14 protein-coding genes are annotated in these 17,634 nt (G+C 65.6%); 10 read left to right on the top strand and 4 right to left on the bottom strand.

Going from position 1 to position 17,634, the window contains the following annotated elements; all coding sequences use genetic code 11:
• Positions 1-36: 36 nt before the first annotated feature.
• From ACPVPU_RS08655 to ACPVPU_RS08645, 3 genes are all read right to left on the bottom strand, one after another.
• Positions 37-615, bottom strand: a complete 579-nt coding sequence (locus ACPVPU_RS08655) for a hypothetical protein (protein WP_448657529.1) — start codon at positions 613-615, stop codon at positions 37-39.
• A 103-nt stretch (positions 616-718) separates the two neighbouring features.
• Positions 719-2,293 carry an aldehyde dehydrogenase (NADP(+)) gene (locus ACPVPU_RS08650; protein WP_448657528.1) on the bottom strand — a complete coding sequence of 525 codons (1,575 nt, stop codon included), beginning with the start codon at positions 2,291-2,293 and terminating at the stop codon, positions 719-721.
• Between the two features lie 78 nt (positions 2,294-2,371).
• A complete protein-coding gene (locus tag ACPVPU_RS08645) occupies positions 2,372-3,388 on the bottom strand; it encodes an LLM class flavin-dependent oxidoreductase (protein ID WP_448657527.1) in 1,017 nt (338 codons plus the stop codon).
• A 94-nt stretch (positions 3,389-3,482) separates the two neighbouring features.
• On the opposite strand from ACPVPU_RS08645, the gene ACPVPU_RS08640 reads away from it, so the two are divergent.
• From ACPVPU_RS08640 to ACPVPU_RS08615, 6 genes are all read left to right on the top strand, one after another.
• A complete protein-coding gene (locus ACPVPU_RS08640; protein ID WP_448657526.1) occupies positions 3,483-4,508 on the top strand; it encodes a C13 family peptidase in 1,026 nt (341 codons plus the stop codon).
• Positions 4,509-4,573: 65 nt separating this feature from the next.
• A complete protein-coding gene (locus ACPVPU_RS08635; protein WP_448660455.1) occupies positions 4,574-5,140 on the top strand; it encodes an ATP-dependent Clp protease proteolytic subunit in 567 nt (188 codons plus the stop codon).
• A gap of 151 nt (positions 5,141-5,291) precedes the next feature.
• Positions 5,292-6,077, top strand: coding sequence for a succinate dehydrogenase iron-sulfur subunit (locus tag ACPVPU_RS08630; RefSeq protein ID WP_448657525.1), 786 nt, complete (start codon positions 5,292-5,294; stop codon positions 6,075-6,077).
• Positions 6,078-6,123: 46 nt separating this feature from the next.
• The gene (locus ACPVPU_RS08625; RefSeq protein WP_448657524.1) at positions 6,124-6,579 is read left to right on the top strand and encodes a PaaI family thioesterase; all 456 of its coding nucleotides are present in this window, start codon (positions 6,124-6,126) and stop codon (positions 6,577-6,579) included.
• Positions 6,576-7,688: a cell division protein ZapE gene (gene zapE, locus ACPVPU_RS08620; RefSeq protein WP_448657523.1), complete on the top strand. Its 1,113-nt coding sequence runs from the start codon at positions 6,576-6,578 to the stop codon at positions 7,686-7,688. The genes ACPVPU_RS08625 and zapE overlap by 4 nt, the downstream gene beginning before the upstream one ends.
• A 61-nt stretch (positions 7,689-7,749) precedes the next feature.
• Positions 7,750-9,582, top strand: coding sequence for a glycoside hydrolase family 2 protein (locus ACPVPU_RS08615; protein ID WP_448657522.1), 1,833 nt, complete (start codon positions 7,750-7,752; stop codon positions 9,580-9,582).
• Positions 9,583-9,763: 181 nt separating this feature from the next.
• On the opposite strand, the gene ACPVPU_RS08610 is transcribed toward ACPVPU_RS08615, so the two are convergent.
• The gene (locus ACPVPU_RS08610; RefSeq protein ID WP_448660454.1) at positions 9,764-10,951 is read right to left on the bottom strand and encodes a hypothetical protein; all 1,188 of its coding nucleotides are present in this window, start codon (positions 10,949-10,951) and stop codon (positions 9,764-9,766) included.
• 266 nt (positions 10,952-11,217) lie between these two features.
• Here ACPVPU_RS08610 and mdh point away from each other — a divergent pair, with 266 nt between their 5' ends.
• The 4 genes from mdh to odhB all read left to right on the top strand — a co-directional run bounded on the left by mdh (position 11,218) and on the right by odhB (position 17,574).
• Complete coding sequence (mdh, locus tag ACPVPU_RS08605) at positions 11,218-12,180, top strand: malate dehydrogenase (protein ID WP_448657521.1); 963 nt, start codon at positions 11,218-11,220, stop codon at positions 12,178-12,180.
• A gap of 49 nt (positions 12,181-12,229) precedes the next feature.
• Positions 12,230-13,120 (top strand): succinate--CoA ligase subunit alpha, encoded by an 891-nt coding sequence (gene sucD, locus ACPVPU_RS08600; protein ID WP_448657520.1) that lies wholly within the window; start codon positions 12,230-12,232, stop codon positions 13,118-13,120.
• A gap of 189 nt (positions 13,121-13,309) precedes the next feature.
• Positions 13,310-16,240 (top strand): 2-oxoglutarate dehydrogenase E1 component, encoded by a 2,931-nt coding sequence (locus ACPVPU_RS08595; protein WP_448657519.1) that lies wholly within the window; start codon positions 13,310-13,312, stop codon positions 16,238-16,240.
• A 77-nt stretch (positions 16,241-16,317) separates the two neighbouring features.
• Positions 16,318-17,574 (top strand): 2-oxoglutarate dehydrogenase complex dihydrolipoyllysine-residue succinyltransferase, encoded by a 1,257-nt coding sequence (odhB, locus tag ACPVPU_RS08590; RefSeq protein WP_448657518.1) that lies wholly within the window; start codon positions 16,318-16,320, stop codon positions 17,572-17,574.
• Positions 17,575-17,634: the final 60 nt, after the last annotated feature.

Below are 17,634 nucleotides of genomic sequence, written 5' to 3'. Positions count from 1 at the left end.
GCAATGCTTGGCCGCGCAGGGGACAAAGCCCGGTCGTCATGCACATTTGCGGCTGAAATTAGCGGACGAGCTTGCCGGGATCAGAAAGCCCAGGAACGGGCCGAATTCGACCGTGTGCTTGTCGCCGGCCATCTGGACCGAAACGTTCATCTCGTTCGGCTGCAACGCGATCTTCGCCGGGCCGGAAATGCAGTAATATTTCCATTCCGGGCCGACCGTCACGGCACCTTCGATCGCCGCGTCATAGGGGGCGGCGGTGCGCTGAATGCGGATGGGCAGCGTGACGGTGGACCCACCGGCATCCCCCTTCACCGCGCGGGCGTAGAAACCGAAGCTCAGCTTGTCGCCCACCGCAAATCCCTGTTTGAGGGTGATGGCGGTCTGGATGTCCCAAGGGTTGGCGCCCTTGCGTGCCACCGCGGCCTCGATCGCCATGCCGCCCGGCGCGCCTTCGGATTCGACCACGCGGGTCCGCATCCCCTTGCCCGTGAAATTCCATTCGGCGTTTTCCGCATCGGTGATCTGCACTTCGCCACCGCTTTGCGCCCATGCCGATGCCGCTCCGGCGACCATGATCGCCATGCCGAGCGCGAACGAAACTCCCTTGGTCGTCATGCTGACCTCTCCCCCGCTGTTATCGGTATCACGCTAAAACCGAAAAGGGCCGGAACGCAAGAGCGAACCGGCCCGTTTCAACGTCCCGTCAATCGGTTCCGGATCAGACGGTCCAGGCTCCGTCGACGCGGGCCAGCACGCCGGGCACCGCACCCTTCAGCGCGTCGGGCAGCAACGCCTCCGGCATGTCCTGATAGCTGACGGGGCGCAGGAACCGGTCGATCGCCAGCGTGCCGACGGAAGTCGATCGGCCATCCGATGTCGACGGGAACGGCCCGCCATGCACCATGGCATGGGTCACCTCGACCCCGGTGGGCCAGCCATTGACGATGATCCGGCCGACCGTCTGTTCCAGCGCCGGGATCAGCGTGCGGGCGGCGTCGTGATCGGCCTCGTCCACCTGCAGGGTCGCCGTCAACTGGCCTTCCAGCTTGGTCAGCACCGTGTTCAGCTCATCGACGTCGGCGCATTTGACGACCAGCGACGACACGCCGAAGATTTCATGCGCATGCGCCGGATCGGCGATGAACTGGGCACCCGTCGTTGCATACAGGGCCGCAACGCCGCGGGTCGGGCCTTCGGCAGCCAGTCCGGTCGCCACCGTCTGGACACCGGGCAGCGCCGCCAGCTTGGACTTGCCCTCTTCGAACGCCTTGTGGATGCCGTCCGTCAGCATCACCTGCGCGCCCAGGCCGGACACCCCGCCACCGGCGCGCTCGATGAACGCATCCAGCTCGGGTCCGTCCACCGCCAGGATCAGCCCGGGATTGGTGCAGAACTGGCCGGCACCCATGCTGACCGACGCCACGAACTGGTCCGCCAGTGCAGCGCCGCGATTGGCGAGCGCGTGCGGCATCAGGATCACCGGGTTGATGCTCGACATTTCGGCATAGACCGGGATCGGCACCGGCCGTGCCGCCGCCGTCTTCATCAGGGCGATGCCGCCGCCACGCGATCCGGTGAAGCCCACCGCCATGATGCGCGGGTCGGACACCAGCTTCTGCCCGACGGTCGATCCTGCGCCCGTGATCATCGAGAACACCCCGTTCGGCATTCCCGTCTTTTCGGCAGCGCGCACGATCGCACCGGCGACCAGCTCCGACGTGCCGGGGTGTGCTGAATGCGCCTTGACGATCACCGGGCAACCGGCGGCCAGCGCCGATGCGGTGTCACCGCCCGCCACCGAAAAGGCGAGCGGAAAGTTCGATGCGCCAAAGACAGCGACCGGGCCGATCGGCACGCGGCGCAGGCGCAGGTCCGATTTGGGCAGCGGCTGGCGATCCGGGATCGCATGGTCGATGCGGATGCCCTGCCATGCGCCGTCGCGCACTTCCTTGGCGAACAGCCGCAACTGACCGACGGTGCGTCCGCGCTCGCCGTTCAGGCGGGCGGGCGGCAGGCCGGTTTCGGCGCAGCCCCGCTCGGTCAGCGTATCGCCAAGCGCATCGATCTCGTCGGCAGCCGCGTCCAGAAATGCTGCCCGCTGTTCAAGCGACAGCTGGGAATAGATGGGGAAAGCAGCCGCGGCCAGCGCACAGGCCTCTTCGACCTGCTCTACCGTCGCCAGCGAAAAACCGGCATCGGCAATGGCCTCTCCGGTGGCCGGATTATATGCGTGAAACCGCTCATTCGTGCCAATGCGAGCGCTACCAATAAAAAGTTCGCCAGTGATCGTCATGCCCTCTCTCCTGCCGATGGGGGGTGTCGCGGCGGCACTTAAGGGGTGGCACCGCAACATTCAAACGGGAATTGGCCCTTAGCCGGCGAGTGCCGGCTCGGGTGCGGCCGCGATCGCCCGAATGGCGTTCGCGGCGATGGTCAGGCTGCGCGCACGGGCATCCTGATCGAATATCGCGCTGGTCAGCATCAGTTCGTCGACACCCGTGCGATCGACGAACGCCCGCATCCGGGCCTCCACCGTCGCGGCCGATCCGATGGCGCTGGCACTCAGCACGCCGTCCAGCATCGCCTGTGCCTGGGGCGGCAGGCTGTCCCGATAGCCAGCGACCGGGGGTTTCAGCTTGCCGGGATTGCCGGTGCGCAGCGCGACGAAGCTTTGCTGCATCGAACTGGCCAGATATTCGCCCGCCGCGTCGGTCTCGCCACCGAACACGTTGAACCCCGCAATCGCATAGGGCTCCTTCAATTGCGTGCTGGGGCGGAAATCCCGGCGATACAGATACAGTGCCTCGTCCAGCATCTGCGGCGCGAAATGACTGGCAAAGGCATAGGGCAGGCCCAGCGCGGCGGCGAGCTGCGCGCCATAGGTGCTGGACCCCAGGATATAGATGGGCACGTCGGCGCCCGCACCCGGCGTCGCCCGGATACCGGTCCGGCCGTCATCGGCGAAGTAGCTCTGCAACTCCATCACGTCGCGCGGGAACCCGTCGGCATCGCTGGCCAGCGTGCGGCGCATCGCCTGTGCCACGCGCTGATCGCTGCCGGGCGCTCGGCCAAGGCCCAGGTCGATCCGGCCGGGATACAGCGCAGCCAGCGTCCCGAACTGTTCGGCAATCGCCAGCGGCGCGTGGTTCGGCAGCATGATGCCGCCTGCTCCCACGCGAATCTGCTGCGTGGCGGCAGCGACATGGCCGATCACCACGGCGGCGGCACCGCCCGCGACGCCCGCCATGCCGTGATGTTCGGCCACCCAGTACCGGGCAAAGCCCAACCCCTCGACATGGCGGGCGATGGCGGCCGCATCGCCAAGAGCGTCGGCCACGGTCGCGCCCTCGCGCACCGGGATCAGGTCAAGCAGGGAAAGGCGTGTCATGCGCCTTCAGATAGGCAGGAAAGCAACGATTTCCAATCGAACGGGTCCAGTGACTGCTTGACCTGATGCCGCCGCCGGGGAAAGCTGGTGGTCCATGGAACGGATCGGGCTTCAGCGCTGGATGGTCGCGGCGGCGATGCTGACGGCATCGGTCTTTGCCGGATCGGCCGCGCCCGGCCCGCAGACAGCCTATGCCCCGCCGATGCACACCGGCCTTGCCCAGCGAAGTGTGGCGGCGGCCTCCGCCCAGCAACGCCAGGCGATGGCCGATGCGGGACTGGCGGTCGAGCGAGCGCGGCCCGTCGGCTGGGCACTTGAGGAATCGCGGCGACTGACGCAACAGATCGATGCGCTGAAACCGCAGCGCCCGGGGGTGATCGACGCCTATGTCCTGGTCGCTGGGCTGGACAGCGATCCCGTGTTCGGGCGGGAGGCGCGGGCGACGGCCCAGGTGCTGGAACGGCGCTATCAGGCGCAGGGACGCAGCATCGTGCTGGCCGGCAGCGATGGGCAGGCGCCGTCGAAACTGGCCATGGGATCGCCCGCCAACATCGAATCGGCGCTGGCCGCCATCGCCGACCGCATGGACCGGCAGGAGGATGTCCTGATCCTCTACACCACCAGCCACGGCGCCCCATGGGGCATCGTCTATCATGACGGCGACAGCGGCTTCGGGGCCATCTCGCCCTTCCGCCTCTGGTCGACGCTCGATACGCTGGGCATCGACCGGGCGATGATCCTGATCAGCGCCTGTTATTCGGGTGTTTTCGTCCCGCTGCTCGCCGACCCGGACCGCGTGGTCGCCACCGCCGCATCGGCCGACCGTCCCAGCTTCGGATGCGCCGCCGACAATGACTGGACCTTTTTCGGCGACGCCCTGATCAACATTGCCCTGCGCAAGCCGCAACCCTTTGCCGGTGCGGCGGCCGAAGCGCGCGGGCTCGTGTCCGGATGGGAGCAAACGGCAAAGGTCGACGCCAGCAACCCGCAATTGTCGATCGGAGCGGAAACCGGCGTCTGGCTGGCCGCGCTGGATGCCCGCGCCCCGCGCGATGCCGGCAAGCCCGTCGGCCGACCGGCAATGGCGATGGTCGATGGCCCGGCCAGCGCAGGCCGATAGACGACAAAAGCGCTGCACCGCAAAATTGTTACGGAACCATGCCCGATACCACCCGTTCGGCGGGCATGACCCATAACCAGCACCCCTATCCCCTGCTCGCCACCCCGCATGTCGAATTGTCGGGGCCGGTCAATCACGCCATGGCCGCCACCTTCCGCGATGCACTGGCCAGCGCTCCCGCAGACGGGCCGATCGTCATTTCGATCTCGACCCTTGGCGGCGATCCGGAGGTCGCCCGGCTGATGGGCGACGAGGTGCGGCTGCTGCGGGAATATAAGGGGCGCGAACTGCTGTTCCTGGGCAAGGTCGCGGTCTATTCGGCTGGCGCGACGTTCATGTCCGCCTTTCCCGCGGACAAAAGGTTCCTGACCCGTGGAACGCGGATCATGATCCACGAGCGCATCCTGTCGAAGACCATCCAGCTCGAAGGGCCGCTCAAGACCTGCATCGCCAGCCTGAAGGCCGCGCTGCACGAGATCGAACATTCGATCCGCATCGAGGAAGAGGGGTTCGGCGACCTGGTCCAGGGCACGCAGATCGACCTGGAGGTGCTGAAAGCCCGAGCGCCCGAAAACTGGTATATCGAAGCGCAGGAGGCGCGCGACCTAGGCCTGGTGCTCGACGTCATCTGATCGCCGCCGGATTGCGATTTTCTCTCGATCGATAATCGCATTTTTCGCGTCTGCTGCATTTGCGAGCAGCGTCAGCCTGTTGTAACGGGTGCGGGTCTTGACTGGCGCGCCCGCCGCGCCAGATCGGAATGTGCAACAACGGGAAGTGACCATGGCCGAATTCGCCCTGCCGAAGAACAGCAAGATCAGGAACGAGGGCAAGGTTCACAAAGCGCCCCAAGGCGCTACGCGCGTCAAGCAGTTCAAGATCTATCGCTACGATCCCGACGCCGGCGCCAACCCGCGCTACGACACGTTCGAGGTCGACCTGGACGATTGCGGCCCGATGGTCCTCGACGCGCTGATCAAGATCAAGGGCGAGGTCGATCCCACCCTCACCTTCCGCCGGTCCTGCCGCGAGGGCATCTGCGGTTCCTGTTCGATGAACATCGACGGGCGCAATGCGCTGGCCTGCACGACCGCCATCGAGGACATCAAGGGCGCGATCCGTATCACGCCGCTGCCGCACATGGATGTCATCAAGGACCTGGTCCCCGATTTCACCCATTTCTATGCCCAGTACGCTTCGATCAAGCCGTGGCTGCAGACGGTGACGCCGCCGCCCTCGGGCAAGGAACGGCTGCAGTCGCCGGAGGACCGCGCCAAGCTCGATGGCCTGTACGAGTGCATCCTGTGCGCCTGCTGCTCGACCAGCTGCCCCAGCTATTGGTGGAATTCTGACCGGTTTCTCGGCCCGGCGATTCTGCTTCAGGCCTATCGCTGGCTGGCCGACAGCCGCGACGAGATGACGGGCGAGCGGCTGGACGAGCTGGAGGATCCCTTCCGCCTCTATCGCTGCCATACCATCATGAACTGCGCCAATGTCTGTCCCAAGGGCCTAAACCCGGCCAAGGCGATCGGCGAGATCAAGAAGATGGAAATGGAACGCGCGATCTGATCCGGTATGCCTCCCCGGCCCCGGGGAGGCATAGCGGCACCCGGCCTTGACCGATCCATCGCCCTTCCGCTTCTTTCCCGACCCGGATCTCCCCGGATGGCACCGGTGGGAACTGGTTGAGCGCGACCGCTATAACGACATGCTCGGCGCGATATCCGTCCGGGCGGAGGGCGCCGGGATGGCACTGGTCCGGATGACACCGGCCCGCCGACACAGCAACCTGCGCGATCAGGTGCATGGCGGCGCGCTGCTGGGGTTCATGGACATGGCCTTGTTCGGCGCGGGCCGTGCATTGGGCGTGGCCAGTATCGACGGCGCCTCGACGGTCGACCTGTCCGCTCAGTTCATCGACGGCGCCCGGATGGGCACGGCGATCGAAGCGGAGGTCGAACTGCTGCGCGAAACCGGTCGGCTGTTCTTCATGCGCGGCCGCGTCGTTCAGGAAGGACGGGTGATCGCCAGCTTCACCGGCACCGCACGCAAGGGCAGCACGCCGCGATGACCCGCCCGCTTGCGGCCTATCGCGCGCTGGTCGCGGCTGGCGAATTGCGCCCCGACCCCACTCAGGCCGCTGCCGCCGAACGGCTCGACCGGCTGGCGGCCGAACTGGAAGCGGTTCCCAAGCGCGGATCGACCCTCTGGAAACTGCTCGGCCGCACGCCGGAGCCGCCGCGCGGAGCCTATCTGTGGGGCGATGTCGGACGCGGCAAATCCATGCTGATGGACCTGTTCTTCCAGCATCTGGACATCCGCCGCAAACGCCGGGTCCATTTCCACGCCTTCATGCAGGAGGTGCATCACCGGCTGCACATCGCGCGCGGCAGCGAGGTGCCGGACCCGATTCAGCCCGTCGCGGCAACCATGTCGGACGAGGTGCGGCTGCTGGCGTTCGACGAAATGATCGTCAACAACCCCGCCGATGCCGCCGTCCTGTCGCGCCTGTTCACCGCGATGTTCGATCGCGGCGTCACCATCGTCGCCACTTCCAACCGCGCGCCGACCGATTTGTATAAGGATGGGATCAACCGGTCGCTGTTCCTGCCCTTCATCGACCTGATCCAGCAGAAATGCGATGTCGTCGCGCTCAATGGCCCGGTCGATTACCGGCTCGATCGACTGGGTCGCATCGACACCTGGCTTGTCCCCAATGGCCCGGAGGCAACGGCGGAATTGTCGGCCGCCTTTTTCCGCCTCACCGACTATCCGGTCGAGGACCGAGCGAAAGTACCCGTCGAGGAACTGGACGTGGGCGGCGGCCGCACGCTGCACGTGCCCAAATCGCTGAAGGGCGTCGCGGTGTTCAGCTTCAAGCGGCTGTGCGGAGAGGCACGCGGTGCCGCCGATTATCTGGCCATCGCCCGCCGCTTTCACACCGTCATCCTGGTCGGCATCCCGCGGCTCGGGCCGGAAAACCGCAATGAGGCCGCACGCTTCGTCACGCTCATCGACGCGCTGTACGAACACCGGGTCAAGCTGCTCGCCGCCGCCGATGCCACGCCCGAAGAACTCTATGCCGAAGGCGATGGCCGCTTCGAATTCCAGCGAACCGTCAGCCGCCTCAACGAAATGCGCAGCTTCGACTATCTGGCCAAGGGCCACGGTACCGACTGAGCGCCGGTTGCAAGCCGGCGATTAGCCGTTAGCCTCGTACCCACGGAACAAGGGGATGAGGATGCTGCGTTTTCTGGCCGCCATGGCGCTGGCGTTGATTGCCCTGCCGCTTGCCGCCCAGCCGGTCACGCTGACCGCCGCCGATTTGCGCCCACATCAAAAGCTGGACGGGGCGTGGCACTGGTCGATCGACCCGTTCCGCGACGGTGTGAAGGGGTTTCACGGCGGGCCGCCCAATGATTCCACACGCCGCTGGCAGGACCGGGTGATCGCCGATGTCGAGCGGGACAACCCGACCGCGCTGTTCGAATTCGACGTTCAGCGGTCGGCCATCACTCATCTGCCGGGCAGCTGGATCGGACATTCGTCAGAAATGCGCCACTATCACGGCCTGGTCTGGTATCAGCGCACGTTCGAGCACGCGCAGCCAGGGCCGGGCGAACGGCTGTTCCTGCGCATCGGCGCGGCGGACTATTCGACGGCGGTGTTTCTGAACGGGCAGGAAGTCGGGCGGCATGAGGGTGGGTTCGTGCCCTTTGCGTTCGAAGTGACGGGGCTGGTCCGCGCAGGGACCAACCGCATCACGCTGGGGGTGGATTCCGCCCGCACACCGCAAAGCGTGCCGCCGCCCGTCACCGACTGGGAAACCTATGGCGGGATCACCCGGCCCGTCTCGCTGATTGCCGTTCCCGACACCTTTATCGATGACGCCTGGGTCCGCGTGACCCGCGATGGCCGGATTGCCGCGACCATCCGGCTGAACGGGCCGGATGCCGCCGCGCCTGTTCGCGTGACGATCCCGGCATTGGGCGTGACGCTGGACGGGCGGGCCGCTGGCGGGATGTGGGAGGGGTCGGCGCCCGCTCCGCGTGCGCTCCGCCGCTGGTCGCCGGACGACCCGATGCTTTATGACGTGACGGTCACTGCGGGTGCCGACCGCATGGTGGACCGGATCGGCTTTCGCACGATCGAGGTGCGCGGGCACCGGATCATGCTGAACGGCAAGCCCCTCTTTCTGCGCGGCATTTCCGTGCATGAGGAGGAAATTGGCAAAAATCCCGTCCGCGCCATGACCCCGGCCAGCGCCCGCGCCCTGCTGGGCGAGGTCAAGCACGGCCTGAACGGCAATTTCGTGCGCCTGGCCCATTATCCCCATGCCGAGGTGATGACCCGCGCCGCCGACGAACTCGGTCTGATCGTGTGGAGCGAGATTCCCGTCTATTGGCTGGTCGACTGGTCGAACGCAGATACGCTGGCCACGGCCCGCGCGATGCTGGCCGCCAATATCCGGCGCGACCGCAACCGCGCCTCGATCGGCCTGTGGAGCGTCGCCAACGAAACCCCCATCGGCGATGCCCGCAACACGTTCCTCCGCACCCTGATCGCCGATGTCCGCGCGCTGGACGATACCCGCCTGGTCACTGCCGCGCTCCTCAGCGAGCGAAAGGGCAAGGTATCGACGATCGACGATCCGCTGCTCGCCGATCTGGATGTGATGGCGATCAACACCTACTCCGGCTGGTATTCCGGCGATCCGTTGGCGGACCTGCCATCGTTCGAATGGCGCAGCCCGGTCGACAAGCCGCTGATCTTTTCCGAATTCGGCGCAGGCGCTCTGGCGGGCTATCGCGACGGCTCGGCCGATCCGCACAAGTTCAGCGAGGAATATCAGGCAGAGGTCTATCGCCAGACGCTGGCCATGGCGCGCAAGGTACCGTTCCTGGCTGGCCTGTCGCCCTGGATCCTCAAGGACTTCCGCTCGCCGCGTCGCCAGCACCCGGTCTATCAACAGGGCTGGAACCGCAAGGGGCTGATCTCGGAGGTCGGCACGCGCAAGCTGGCCTTCGACGTGCTGGCAACGGAGTATCGGCGGATCGAGCAGGAGGGACGCTAAATACTCCCTCTCCCCTTGCGGGAGAGGGATGCGGAGACTTGGCGGCGCTGCCGCCTAGTCGAAGCTGGGAGAGGGGTGATGGCCTACGCTCGGGAAAGCTCATCACCCTCTCCAAGCGCCGCTAGCCGCTGTCGCGGCAAGCTTCGCTATCCCCTCCCATCAAGGGAGAGGATGTTAGTCCTTATCGCACACCCTCGAACACGAATTTCTGGACGCGGCGACCCGTGTTCACCTCGGTCGCATAGATATTGCCCTGCGAATCCGTGTCGATGCTGTGCAGCCAGATGAACTCGCCCGCTTGACGCCCGTTTCGCCCGATGGCGCCCAGCACCTGATGCGTTTCGCGCAGCAGGATCCAGATGCGCCCGTTCATCATGTCGGCGACATAGAGATATTTTTCGTCCGGGCTCATCGCGATGTCGGTGACGGTGCGGGTGCCGCCCGTTTCCGGAGCGATCACCAGGTCGCGGACGAACTCGAACTTGCCCGCGCGCTTGCGGTACAGCTGGGCGCGATTGTTGCGCCGGTCGCAGACATAATAATGCTCGTCCTTCGTCTTGACGATGCAATGCACGATATCGCCGAAGCTCTTCGAAGCCGGGTTGGCCCCGCCATCGCCGGTGCTGGTCGCCTGGCTCTGATCGAAATTGCCTGCGCGCGCCGGACCTGCCGGCGGGCTGGCATAGGCACCGAAGGCCGCCGTGTTGCGATTGGTCCGGCTGTCGAAACCGATGATCCGCTTGTTCTTGTACCCATCCGCGATCAGCAATTCGCCATCTTCGTGGAACACGTCGGCCGGGTTGCCCAGGCTGCTCAGATCCTCGTTCCCGCCGGTCTTGTCGCGGCGGCCATAGGCGCGGATGAACTTGCCGTCGGCGGTGAAGTTGAGGACGGCATGGTCGCCATCGCCATTGCCGCCGAACCACACGGTCTTGGCCGCATCGACATAGACACCGTGAATGCTCTTCGGCCACTGGTTCACCCCGTCCAGCACCGGTCCGGTGTCGGGCAGGCCCCATCCGGCCAGATAGGCCCCATCCCGGCTGAAGCGCACCACCGTCGGCGCGGGCTTGCAGCAGACGGCGATCGGCGGGGTCTGCGCGGCACCGGTATCGGTCGGCCCAAGCGAATGGGGACGGTGCACCACCCAGACATCGTCATCACCGTCCACCGCCACGCCGGAAACCTGACCCAGCATCAGGTCGGCGGGCATCGTGGGCCAAGCGGCATCGACGCGAAAGCGCGGCATCGGCGTGCCGTCCGCCACCACGACGGTTTCGACTTCCGCCAGCGCCGGCGCCCGGACGCGCGCTGCCGGATCGGCTTCCCCGGCGCTGGCAGCCACCGCCGCCGCGCACATGGCCGCCAGAGCAACCCCCATGCCAATCGTTCCGCCCCGTATCCGCATGGCTTGACCTCCGAACGCGCTTGAACTCGCGCCGTTCATGCCATGGCCATCTTGCCCTGTCACGTTGCATCCGACCCAAATCCAGCGTTATTGCACATCGTTCGCATGTGCAAAGATTTCCGGTCTTTTCACGATTCTTTAGTTGCCCGGCCTTATCAAAGCGCCTAAGCCGCACCCGTTTCCGCGGGCCGTGGAGAGTGCCCGCACCGGCCAGAAAAGGGAGACCCATGGCTCGCAAGAAGATCGCGCTGATCGGCGCTGGCAATATCGGCGGCACGCTCGCCCATCTCGCAGCGCTGAAGGGACTGGGCGATATCGTCCTGTTCGACGTGGTAGAGGGCGTGCCCCAGGGCAAGGCGCTTGACCTGTCGCAGTGCGCGCCCGTCGAGGGTTTCGACGCCACGATCACCGGCACCAACGACTATGCCGACATTGCGGGCGCCGACGTCATCATCGTCACCGCCGGTGTCGCCCGCAAGCCGGGGATGAGCCGCGACGATCTGCTCGGCATCAACCTGAAGGTGATGAAGGCGGTCGGCGAAGGCATCGCCGCCAACGCCCCCGACGCGTTCGTCATCTGCATCACCAACCCGCTCGACGCGATGGTGTGGGCGCTGCGCGAATTTTCCGGCCTGCCGCATCATATGGTGGTCGGCATGGCGGGCGTGCTCGATTCCAGCCGTTTCAGCCATTTCCTGGCCGACGAGTTCAAGGTGTCGGTCAAGGACGTGACCAGCTTCGTGCTCGGCGGACACGGCGACACCATGGTCCCCGTGCTCGAATATTCGACCATCGGCGGCATCCCGGTCGCCGACATGATCGCGATGGGCTTTTCCACGCAGGAGCGGATCGACGCGATCGTCCAGCGCACCCGTTCGGGCGGCGGCGAGATCGTCGGCCTGCTCAAGACCGGTTCGGCCTTCTATGCGCCCGCCACCAGCGGCATCGCCATGGCGGAAAGCTATCTGTTCGACCAGAAGCGCGTCCTGCCCGCAGCCGCGCACCTGACCGGCCAGTACGGCGTGGATGACCTGTATGTCGGCGTCCCCGTCATCATCGGCGCGGGCGGCGTGGAAAAGGTGATCGAAATCGCCCTGTCGGACGAGGCCAAGGGCAACCTTCAGGTCAGCATCGACGCGGTCAAGGAACTGCTGGTCGCCTGCAAGGGCATCGACGAGAGCCTGGCCTGAAATTAGCGCTGCCCCGGGGAACCCCGGGGAACAAGGGAGCGAAGACTAGATGAGCATCCTCGTCGACAAGAACACCAAGGTCATCACCCAGGGGATGACCGGCAAGACAGGCACTTTCCATACCAAGGCGGCGCTGGATTACGGCACGCAGATGGTTGGCGGCGTCACGCCCGGCAAGGGCGGCACGATCCATGAGGAACTGGGCCTGCCCAATTTCGACACCGTCGCGGAAGCCGTCGCAAAGACCGGCGCCACCGCGTCCGTCATCTATGTTCCGCCGCCCTTCGCCGCCGATTCCATTCTGGAGGCGATCGACGCGGAAGTGCCGCTGATCGTCGCGATCACCGAAGGCATCCCGGTCCTCGACATGGTCCGCGTCAAGCGTGCGCTGTCGGGATCGAAGTCGCGGCTGATCGGCCCGAACTGCCCTGGCGTGCTCACCCCCGGCGAATGCAAGATCGGCATCATGCCCGGCAGCATCTTTTCCAAGGGCAGCGTCGGCGTTGTCAGCCGTTCAGGCACGCTGACCTATGAAGCCGTGTTCCAGACCACCAATGCGGGTCTGGGTCAGACGACGGCGGTCGGCATCGGCGGCGATCCGGTCAACGGCACCAATTTCATCGACGTGCTGGAACTGTTCCTGGCCGACGACGCCACTCAGTCGATCATCATGATCGGCGAAATCGGCGGCGATGCCGAGGAGCAGGCGGCGCAGTTCCTGATCGACGAGGCCAAGCGCGGCCGCAAGAAGCCGATGGCCGGCTTCATCGCGGGTCGCACGGCCCCTCCGGGCCGTCGCATGGGCCATGCCGGCGCGATCGTCTCCGGCGGCAAGGGCGATGCCGAAAGCAAGATCGCCGCGATGGAAGCGGCCGGCATCAAGGTTTCGGCCAGCCCGTCGCTGCTGGGCGAAACGCTGGTCGAGGTGTTGAAGGGTTAAGCCACTAATCCTTCTCCCGCCAGCGGGAGAAGGATACGAAACCTTGGCGCTGTAAGCGCCTAGGTGCAGTTGGATGAGGGTGGCCTTTGCTGGCATTGCAAACCCACCCTCACCCAGCTCCGACTAAGGCCTTTCTGGCCTAAGTCTGCGCAACCCTCTCCCGCCAGCGGGAGAGGGATGGAGGATGAAATGGGTTACGAAGGTCTGGATTTCGATGCGGTCGCAGGGGTGAGCCCCGCGTTCGTCGAATCGCTCTACGCCAGGTATCGGCAGGATCCCGCCTCGGTAGAGCCGGGCTGGCAGGCTTGGTTCGACGGCCTGGAAAACGCCGTTTCCGGGCCGAGCTGGCAGCGCAAGGGCTGGCCGCTGACCGATACCGATGCGCTGACCGCCGGGCTGGACCCGACCCAGATGGAGCCGGCGCCCAAACCCGCCAAGCCCGGTGCCGCGCCAAAGGCGGCCCCTGCTGCCGCGCCGTCGGCCGATCAGATCGCAAAGGCCGCGGGCGATTCCATCCGCGCGATGATGCTCATTCGCACCTACCGGGTGCGCGGCCACCTTGCCGCCAATCTCGATCCGCTCGGCCTGTCGAACCGCGACCTGCCGGACGATCTGAAGACCGAATATCATGGGTTCCCCGACAGCGAGGTCGACCGCCCGGTATATCTGGGCGGCGCGCTTGGCCTGCAGACCGCAACGGTGCGCGAACTGGTCGATACGCTGCGCCGCAATTACTGCGGCAATGTCGGCCTGGAATATATGCACATCGCCGATGTCGAGGAACGCCGTTTCCTGCAGGAACGGATCGAGGGCCAGGACAAGGCGATCGATTTCACGCCGGAGGGCAAGAAGGCGATCCTGTCCAAGGTGATCGAGGCCGAGCAGTGGGAAAAGTTCCTCGGCAAGAAATATGTCGGCACCAAGCGTTTCGGCCTGGACGGCGGCGAAGCGATGATCCCCGCAATGGAAGCCATCATCAAATATGGCGGCCAGATGGGCGTGCGCGAAATCGTCTATGGCATGGCGCATCGCGGACGGCTCAACATGCTCGCCAATGTGATGGGCAAGCCATACCGCGTCATCTTCCATGAATTTGCGGGCGGATCGGCCAACCCCGATGAGATCGGCGGTTCGGGCGACGTCAAATATCACCTCGGCTCCAGCACCGACCGTGAATTCGACGGCACCACCGTGCACATGTCGCTGGTCGCCAACCCGTCGCACCTGGAAGCGGTCGATCCCGTCGTGCTGGGCAAGGTGCGCGCGCTTCAGACAATGCGCGGCGACCTTGAGGCGCACGAGCAGGTGCTGCCGGTGCTGATCCACGGCGACGCGGCGTTCGCCGGTCAGGGCATCGTCTGGGAATGCCTCGGCTTTTCCGGCATCCGCGGCTACAACACCGGTGGCTGCGTCCACTTCATCATCAACAACCAGGTGGGCTTCACCACCTCGCCGCAATTCGCCCGCTCCTCCCCCTATCCGTCGGATGTGGCCAAGGGGGTCCAGGCACCGATCCTGCATGTCAATGGCGATGATCCGGAAGCGGTGACCTTTGCCTGCAAGATGGCGATCGAGTTCCGGCAGAAGTTCCACCGCGACATTGTGATCGACATGTGGTGCTATCGCCGCTTCGGCCATAACGAGGGCGACGAGCCGAGCTTCACTCAGCCGCTGATGTACGCGAAGATCCGCCAGCACCCGCCGGTCAGCGACGTCTATGGCAGGAAGCTGGCTGGCCAGAAGGTGATCGACGACAGCTTCGTATCCGGCAAGGTGCAGCAGTTCACCGACCTGCTGGAGGAAGAGTTCAAGGCCGGGGCCAATTACAAGCCGAACAAGGCGGACTGGTTCGCCGGACGCTGGTCGGGCTTGTCCGCCCCCGCCGATCCCGAAAGCGCACGCCGCGCGGTGGATACCGGTATCGACAAGAAGCTGTTCGATAGCCTTGGCCGCACCCTGACCGAGGTTCCGGACAGCATCCAGATCCACAAGACGCTGACCCGCGTGATCGACGCCAAGCGCCAGATGTTCACCAGCGGCGAGGGGTTCGACTGGGCGACGGGCGAGGCGCTGGCGTTCGGATCGCTGCTGTCCGAAGGGTTCGGCGTGCGCCTGTCCGGCCAGGATTCCGGGCGCGGCACGTTCAGCCAGAGGCACGCCGTCTGGGTCGATCAGACCGACGAGCACAAATATGTGCCGCTGAAGGAAATCCCGCACGGCAGTTTCGAGGTGCTGGACAGCCCGCTGTCCGAATATGGCGTGCTGGGCTTCGAATATGGCTATGCGCTGGCCGATCCGAAGACGCTGGTGCTGTGGGAGGCGCAGTTCGGCGACTTCGTCAACGGCGCCCAGATCATGATCGATCAGTTCATCGCGGCAGGCGAGATCAAGTGGCTGCGCGCCAACGGGCTCGTCATGCTCTTGCCGCACGGATATGAAGGCCAGGGTCCGGAGCATTCGTCGGCCCGCCCCGAACGCTTCCTGCAATTGTGCGCACAGGACAATATGCAGGTGGCGAACGTGACGACGCCGGCCAATTACTTCCACCTGCTGCGCCGTCAGATGCACCGGAATTTCCGCAAGCCTCTGGTGCTGATGACGCCGAAGTCGCTGCTGCGGCACAAGATGGCGGTCAGCCGGGCCGACGAGTTCCAGGGCGAGACGCATTTCATGCGAATCCTGTCCGATCCGAGCGCACCCGCCGATGCGGATGTGAAGCGGCTGGTGCTGTGTTCCGGCAAGGTCGCTTATGACCTGATCGAAGCGCGCGACGCGGCCGGGGACAAGAGCACGGCCATCGTTCGCATCGAACAGCTCTATCCCTTCCCCGGCGATCCGCTGACCGTTCGGCTGAAGCGGATGGTCAATCTGGAAGAGGTGGTCTGGGCACAGGAAGAGCCGAAGAACAACGGCTATTGGTTCTTCGTCGAACCCCTGATCGAACAGTGCCTGGCCGATGCCGGCATCAAGCCGAAGCGGCCTCGTTATGCCGGCCGCTCGGCGGCGGCGTCGCCTGCGACGGGCCTGATGAAGCGGCACCAGCTGGAACAGGGTGCGCTGATCGCCGATGCGCTCGGCCACAATGTCCGCGAGGAAGTGCGCCGCACGCGCAAGGGATAGTTGGAGGACCGCTTGCCCCGAGCTTGTTGAGGGGCTGTCCTTCTTGAAACGCTTGAAAAAGGGATCGGGAAACGATCATGGCAACCGAAGTCAAAGTCCCCGTACTGGGCGAATCGATCACTGAAGCGACCATCGGCGAATGGCTGAAACAGCCCGGTGACGCCGTGGCGGCCGACGAGCCGATCGCTTCGCTCGAAACCGACAAGGTGTCGGTCGAGGTGCCCGCCCCCGCCGCCGGCGTGATGGGCGATCACATGGCCAAGGTTGGCGATACGGTCGAGGTCGGCGCGGTGATCGCGATGATCGAGGCGGGCGGCGCTGCTGCCGCGCTCGCCGCGCCGAAGGCCGAGCCTGCCGCGGCCCCTGCGCCCTCCCCGGCCCCTGCCTCCGCCGGCCAGCAAAGCCCGGCCACGCCTGCCCAGGATATCGATGCGGCCGCCCTGTCCCCGGCAGTGCGCCGCGCGGTGCTCGAGGCCGGGCTGGACCCCGCCACCATCAAGGGCACGGGCCGCGATGGCCGCATCACCAAGGAAGATGTCGAAGCCGCCGCTGCCGGCAAGTCGGCCGCGCCTGCCCCGGCGGCCCCCGCCCCCGCCACCGCTCCGGAGCCCGCCGCCAGCGAAAGCGCGCCCGGTCGCCGCGAAGAGCGCGTCCGCATGACCCGCCTGCGCCAGACGGTCGCCAAGCGGCTGAAGGAAGCGCAGGATACCGCCGCCCTCCTCACCACCTTCAACGATGTCGACATGACCGCCGTCATCGAGGCGCGGGCGAAGTACAAGGACCTGTTCGAAAAGAAACACGGCGTCCGCCTCGGCTTCATGGGCTTTTTCGTGAAGGCCGCGTGCCAGGCGCTGAAGGATATGCCCGGCGTCAATGCCCAGATCCAGGGCGATGAGATCGTCTATCACGACTATGCCGACATCTCGGTTGCGGTTTCCGCACCGCAGGGTCTGGTCGTGCCGGTGATCCGCAATGCCGAAAGCCTGACGGTCGCCGGCATCGAAAAGACGATCGGCGATTTCGGCAAGCGCGCCAAGGACGGCACGCTGAAGATGGACGAGATGAAGGGCGGCACCTTCACCATCTCCAATGGCGGCGTCTTCGGCTCGCTGATGTCCACGCCCATCATCAACCCGCCCCAGTCGGCGGTGCTTGGCCTGCACCGCATCGAGGATCGCCCCGTGGTCCGTGACGGCCAGGTGGTGGTGCGTCCGATGATGTATCTCGCGCTCAGCTACGACCACCGCCTGATCGACGGCCGCGAGGCGGTGACGTTCCTGGTCGCGATCAAGAACGCGATCGAGGACCCGACCCGGCTGCTGATCGATTTGTAAGCCCGCCGTGCCCCTGCGAAAGCAGGAGCCCAGAGCAGCATGGGACCGACCTCGATCATC

The organism is Sphingomonas paludis (genome assembly GCF_053502515.1).
The sequence above is the reverse complement of the archived record's forward strand: the minus strand, read 5'-3'. Positions and strand labels throughout refer to the sequence as shown.